The organism is Streptomyces alkaliphilus (assembly GCF_014141535.1).
Taxonomy (GTDB): Bacteria; Actinomycetota; Actinomycetes; order Streptomycetales; family Streptomycetaceae; genus Streptomyces; species Streptomyces alkaliphilus.
This window is the reverse complement of the sequence record NZ_VKHT01000306.1, coordinates 1-5,252: the sequence shown is the minus strand read 5'-3', so window position 1 is coordinate 5,252 and position 5,252 is coordinate 1. Positions and strand designations below refer to the sequence as shown.

Genomic DNA, 5,252 nt, shown 5'->3' with positions numbered 1-5,252 from the left:
GGTTACGGCTACCCGCCGCCCGCCGGCTCCCGACCCGCCGAGCCGGGAGCGGAGCGATGAGCGAGGTCAACCACCAACTCGTCAAGCGCTTCCGCCAGGAGTGCGGCGACCGTCTCGCCGAGCAGCGCCGCGCCGACCAGGCCAGTGGCCTGCGGGCGATGACACCCGAGGACGAACGGCACTACGCCCGCGCCGTCATCGCGCAGGTCCTCGAGGAGTACGTCCGCGAGGAGATCTCCCAGGGCCGTCCGCCGCTGGACGCGCAGTCCGAGGAGGCGTACGCCGCCGCCGTGCACGCCGCGCTGTTCGGTGTCGGACGGCTGCAACCCCTCCTGGACGACCCCGAGATCGAGAACATCGACATCAACGGCTGCGACCAGGTGTTCATCGGCTACGCCGACGGCCGCGAGGTGCGCGGCGAGCCGGTCGCCGAGAGCGACGAGGAACTCGTCGAACTCATCCAGGTGCTCGGCGCCTACTCCGGCCTGTCCTCGCGCCCCTTCGACTCCGCCAACCCCCAGTTGGACCTGCGGCTGCCCGACGGCTCCCGGCTCTCCGCCGTCATGGATGTCACCCGCCGCCCCGCGCTGTCCATCCGCCGGGCCCGCCTGGGCAAGGTCTTCCTCGCCGACCTGATCGGCAACGGCACCGTCACCCCCGAGATCGGCAGCTTCCTGGCCGCCGCCGTGCGCGCCCGCAAGAACATCATGATCGCCGGCTCCACCAACGCCGGGAAGACCACCCTGCTGCGCGCCCTGGCCAACGAGATCCCGCCGGAGGAGCGCCTGATCACCGTCGAGCGCGCGCTGGAGCTGGGGCTCGATCAGTTCGCCGAACTCCACCCCAACGTGGTGGCCTTCGAGGAGCGACTGCCCAACTCCGAGGGTCAGGGCTCGATCTCCATGGCCGAACTGGTCCGCCGCTCGCTGCGCATGAACCCCTCCCGGGTCATCGTCGGCGAGGTCCTCGGCGACGAGATCGTCACCATGCTCAACGCGATGTCGCAGGGCAACGACGGCTCCCTGTCCACCATCCACGCCAACAGCTCGCAGGAGGTCTTCAACCGGATCTCCACCTACGCCCTCCAGGCCGCCGAGCGTCTGCCGATCGAGGCCAGCCAGATGCTGATCGCGGGCGCGGTCAACTTCGTGGTCTTCATCCAGCGCCGCAACCTCTACGGGCGCGGCGGCACCCTGCGCCGGCTGGTCACCTCCGTGCGGGAGGTCAACGGCGTGGACGGGCGGGTGCTCTCCAGCGAGGTCTTCGCCGAGGGGCCCGACGGCGTGCCGCGCGCCGCCGCCGCGATCTCCTGCGCCGACGAGCTGGCCCAGCACGGCTACCACGGAATGTGGGGGTGAGGACGTCGTGCCGATGAGTGGATTCCTCGATCCCGACTTCCTCGCCGCGCTGGCCGCCGGCGTGGCGGTCGGCGGCGGCCTGGCACTGCTGATCGCGGCGGTGCGCGGCTTCCCGCCGAAGTCCATGGAGGAGCGCGAGCGGGCCGAGCGGCGACGCGCGGAACTCGCCCGCTTCCTGGGGCGCCGCACGATGATCGCCGTCCTGCTGTCCCTGCTGGTGCTGCTGTTCACCCGCTGGCCGATCGCCGCGCTGGCCACCGCCCTGCTCGTCTACACCTGGGACCGGCTGTTCGGCGGCGCCGCCGAGGAGCGCGCCGCGATGCGCCGGGTGGAGGCCCTCGCCTCCTGGACCGAGTCGCTGCGCGACACCATCGCCGGTGCCGTCGGTCTGGAGCAGGCCATTCCCGCCTCCGCCCGGGCCGCCGCCCCGGCGCTGCGCGAACCCCTGGCCAATCTGGTGGACCGACTGCGCTCGCGCATGCCGCTGCCCGACGCGCTCCAGGAGTTCGCCGACGAACTCGACGACTCCTCCGCCGACATCATCATCGCCTCGCTCATCCTCAACGCCCGGCTGCGCGGTCCCGGTCTGCGCGAGGTGCTCGGCGCGCTGGCCCGTTCCGCCCGTGAGGAGGTGGACATGCGACAGCGGGTGATGGCCCAGCGCGCGTCCACCCGGCGCAGCGTGCAGATCGTCGTCGCGGTCAGCGTGCTCTTCCCCCTCGGCCTGGCGATCTTCAACCCGTCCTTCGTGGAGCCCTACGGCGACCCGCTGGGCCAGGCCGTGCTGGGCGTGGTCTGCCTGCTGTTCGGCCTCGGCTTCTGGTGGATGCGCAGCCTGGCGAAGATCCAGGTGCCCGAGCGGTTCATGACCGGCCGCGCGGGCGCCGGCCGGCGGGGCGATCCGCCCGCCGCCGACCGCCGCGCGCAGCAGGCGCCGCTGCCGGGCCTCGGACGGCTGCCCGGCCGGGGCTCCCGTTCGACGGTCGGCAAGGGGACGACAACCGCCACGACCTCGACGGGAGAGGTGGGTGCCGGTACCGGCACCGGATGGCGACCGTCGGACGGGACCCCCCGTTCCGGCGGCCGGGACGGAAGGGGGGCCCGCGCGTGACGACGGACATCACCGGCCCGGTGATCGTCGGGGCGGTCTTCGGCCTCGGCCTGTACGTGCTGGTCCGAGCCCTGGTGCCGACCCGCCGCAGCGCGGTCTCCACCATCGCCCGGGTGGACGCCCTGCGTCACCGCGGCGCCGGCGGTGGTTTCCACCCCGCCGTCCGTCCCGAGACGGCCGAACCGACCCGCCCCTCCCGGCTCGACGAACTGCGGGCGAACGCCGGTCGGCAACTCGCCGAGGCGTACCGTCGGCGCGGCTGGGAACAGCGCTCGCTCCGCGCCGACCTGGCCCTGTTGGAGCGCGGCTGGGAGGAGTTCCTGGCGACCAAGGTCGTCATGGCGGCTCTGGGTCTGTTCTTCGGGCCGTTCCTGTTCGGCGTGATCTGGATGCTCGGCTTCGGCTCCAGCCCCTTCATCCCGCTGTGGTTGGCCCTGATCTGCGCGCTGGGGTTCTTCTTCCTGCCCGATGTGGAGGTGCGCCGGGACGCCACCGCCCGCCGCAAGGACTTCCGTCGGGTGATCGCCGCCTACCTGGACCTGGTCTCGATGAGCCTGGCCGGCGGACGGGGTCTGCCGGAGGCGCTGAAGGCCGCCTCCGAGGTGAGCGACAGCTGGGCGCTGGTGCGGATCCGCACCGCGCTGTCCGACGCCCGGATCACCGGCCTGAGCCAGTGGCAGGCCCTGGGGCGTCTGGGCGACGAGGTCGGCGTGGAGGAGCTGCGGGACCTGTCGAGCTCCCTGGCGCTCGTCGCCGACGACGGGGCCAAGGTGCGCACCTCACTGGCGGCGCGCGCCGAGACCATGCGCAATCGCGAGCTGGCCGAGATCGAGGGGAGCGCGGGGGAGAAGTCGCAGTCCATGCTGGTCGCGCAGCTGTTGCTGTGTGTGGGTTTCCTGATCTTCCTGGTGTTCCCGGCGGGAATGCGGGTCTTCGGCATCTGACGCCGTGTCGGGGCCGACCGAGGGTGTGCGAGAGGACAACGATCGATATGCGACACAACGACATGACGAACACCGACCCCGGAACGGGCACGGCGACGGACGGGGGCCGGGGCGGTCGCCTCGCCGGCTTCGCCCACCCCGTGGTGGGGTACCTGCTGGCCTCCCTGACGGTCCGGTACCGCCGGGTCCGCTCGGGCGAGCTGGACCGGGGCGCCTCGGCCATCGAGTGGGTCATCATCGCCGCCATCGTCGTGGGCCTGGTGGCCGGCATCGGCCGGATCATCATGTCCGCCCTGCAGGGCCGCGCGAGTGACGTCAGCGACTGCATCGCGGGCGTCCAGGACACCCAGAACTGCTGATCCGATCGTGCGCGGAGTCGAGAGGGTGGTCGCCGGGGCGCGGCGCAGGCTGGGCCCCGGCACGGACCGGGGCGGGGTCCTCGGGCGTGCCGGGAACGACCGGGGGGCGTCCGCGATCGAGTTCGTGGTGCTCACCCCGATCATGTTCTTCATGATCTTCGCGGCCGTGCAGTTCGCCCTCTACTCCTTCGCCGAGCACGTGGCGAAGGCCGCCGCGCAGGCGGGGGCGCGCACCGCCCGGGCCGAGGCCGACGCCAATCCCGGCACCTGGGCGGGCTCCGCCTCGGAGAAGTCCCACGACTACATCGACCAGCTCGGTCGCGGCCTGTTCGACGGCCGTCCGGTGGTCGATGTGCGGCGTCCGGCCGAGTACACGGTCCGGGTGACGGTCACCGGGAACGTGCCGACGATCATGCCCGGCATGTCCCTGCAGGTGACCGCGGTCTCCGAGGGGCCGGTGGAACGTTTCGTGCCGGACGGGGGGTGAACCGTGCCACGGGGGAACGCGCCGGAGGCGCCCGGCGGTGAGCCGGTGGACCGGTCGGTCCGGCGGTGGGACGACCGGGGGGTCACGGCTGTGGAGATGGTGCTGCTCGCACCACTGATCATCACCTTCGTCCTGGTGCTCGCCGGCCTGGGCCAGATGGTCTCGGGGCGCAACGCCGTGGACGGCGCGGCGCGCGACGCCGCCCGGGCCGGTTCGCTGGAACGCACCGCGGGCGAGGCGAGGGCCGCCTCCACCTCGGTGGTCGGTGACCAACTGCGGAACGTCTGTGTGTCCGGCAGCGTGCAGGTGCGCTCGACCGGCTCGGGTCACGAACCGGGCTCGCTCTACACGGTGGAGGTCAGCTGCCGGGTGCGTGCGTTGGCGATGCTCGGACTGCCCGTCACCACCACCGTCTCCAGCACCTCCGCCTCGCCCATCGACCCCTACCGGAGGTCCGGATGAGCATCCGTCGGCGGCACGCGCGCGACGACGCGCCGACCCTCCACCGCGAGGGCGCCCCGGACACCACCGGATCCGACCGGGCCGCCCGGGGCGATCGCGCCGACCGGGGCTCGGGCGCGATCATCGCGGTCTTCTTCGCCGTCGTCGTCCTCGGCCTGGCCGCCTTCATCGTCGACGGTGGCATGGCCATCGCCCAGCGGGAACGGGCCATGGACATCGCCGAGCAGGCCGCCCGCTACGCCGCCCAGGACCTGGACGAGGAGACGCTGCGGGCCGGCGGCACGGTCGGCATCAACTTCGACAACTGTCCGGCCCGGGTCGCCGAGTTCGTCGGCGAGGTGAGCCTGAGCAGTGCCTCCGTCACCGGACACGACTGCACCGCGTATCCGCCCGACGAGGTGGGCGTGGAGATCGTGGTGACCTACCGGCCGGTCTTCGCGGGCGTGCTCTTCAACACCCTCACCGCCCGGGGCAGCGCCACCGCGCGCGCCGACACCGGCACCCCGCCGACCCCCTGATCCGAACCACCCC

7 protein-coding genes are annotated in these 5,252 nt (G+C 72.6%); all 7 read left to right on the top strand.

Going from position 1 to position 5,252, the window contains the following annotated elements; genetic code table 11:
* Positions 1-56 precede the first annotated feature (56 nt).
* Genes FNQ90_RS11790 through FNQ90_RS11760 form a run of 7 tightly spaced genes read left to right on the top strand, consistent with a single transcriptional unit; the run spans position 57 to position 5,239 of the window.
* A complete protein-coding gene (locus FNQ90_RS11790; RefSeq protein WP_182606326.1) occupies positions 57-1,358 on the top strand; it encodes a CpaF family protein in 1,302 nt (433 codons plus the stop codon).
* A 13-nt stretch (positions 1,359-1,371) separates the two neighbouring features.
* Positions 1,372-2,469 (top strand): type II secretion system F family protein, encoded by a 1,098-nt coding sequence (locus tag FNQ90_RS11785; protein WP_182606325.1) that lies wholly within the window; start codon positions 1,372-1,374, stop codon positions 2,467-2,469.
* Positions 2,466-3,413 carry a type II secretion system F family protein gene (locus FNQ90_RS11780; RefSeq protein ID WP_323379901.1) on the top strand — a complete coding sequence of 316 codons (948 nt, stop codon included), beginning with the start codon at positions 2,466-2,468 and terminating at the stop codon, positions 3,411-3,413. The genes FNQ90_RS11785 and FNQ90_RS11780 overlap by 4 nt, the downstream gene beginning before the upstream one ends.
* 47 nt (positions 3,414-3,460) lie before the next feature.
* The gene (locus FNQ90_RS11775) at positions 3,461-3,772 is read left to right on the top strand and encodes a Flp family type IVb pilin (protein ID WP_228454468.1); all 312 of its coding nucleotides are present in this window, start codon (positions 3,461-3,463) and stop codon (positions 3,770-3,772) included.
* A 7-nt stretch (positions 3,773-3,779) separates the two neighbouring features.
* A complete protein-coding gene (locus FNQ90_RS11770) occupies positions 3,780-4,259 on the top strand; it encodes a TadE/TadG family type IV pilus assembly protein (RefSeq protein WP_407699346.1) in 480 nt (159 codons plus the stop codon).
* Positions 4,260-4,262: 3 nt separating this feature from the next.
* The gene (locus FNQ90_RS11765; protein ID WP_323379900.1) at positions 4,263-4,721 is read left to right on the top strand and encodes a TadE/TadG family type IV pilus assembly protein; all 459 of its coding nucleotides are present in this window, start codon (positions 4,263-4,265) and stop codon (positions 4,719-4,721) included.
* A complete protein-coding gene (locus FNQ90_RS11760; RefSeq protein ID WP_182606323.1) occupies positions 4,718-5,239 on the top strand; it encodes a TadE/TadG family type IV pilus assembly protein in 522 nt (173 codons plus the stop codon). Before FNQ90_RS11765 ends, FNQ90_RS11760 begins: the two co-directional genes overlap by 4 nt.
* Positions 5,240-5,252: the final 13 nt, after the last annotated feature.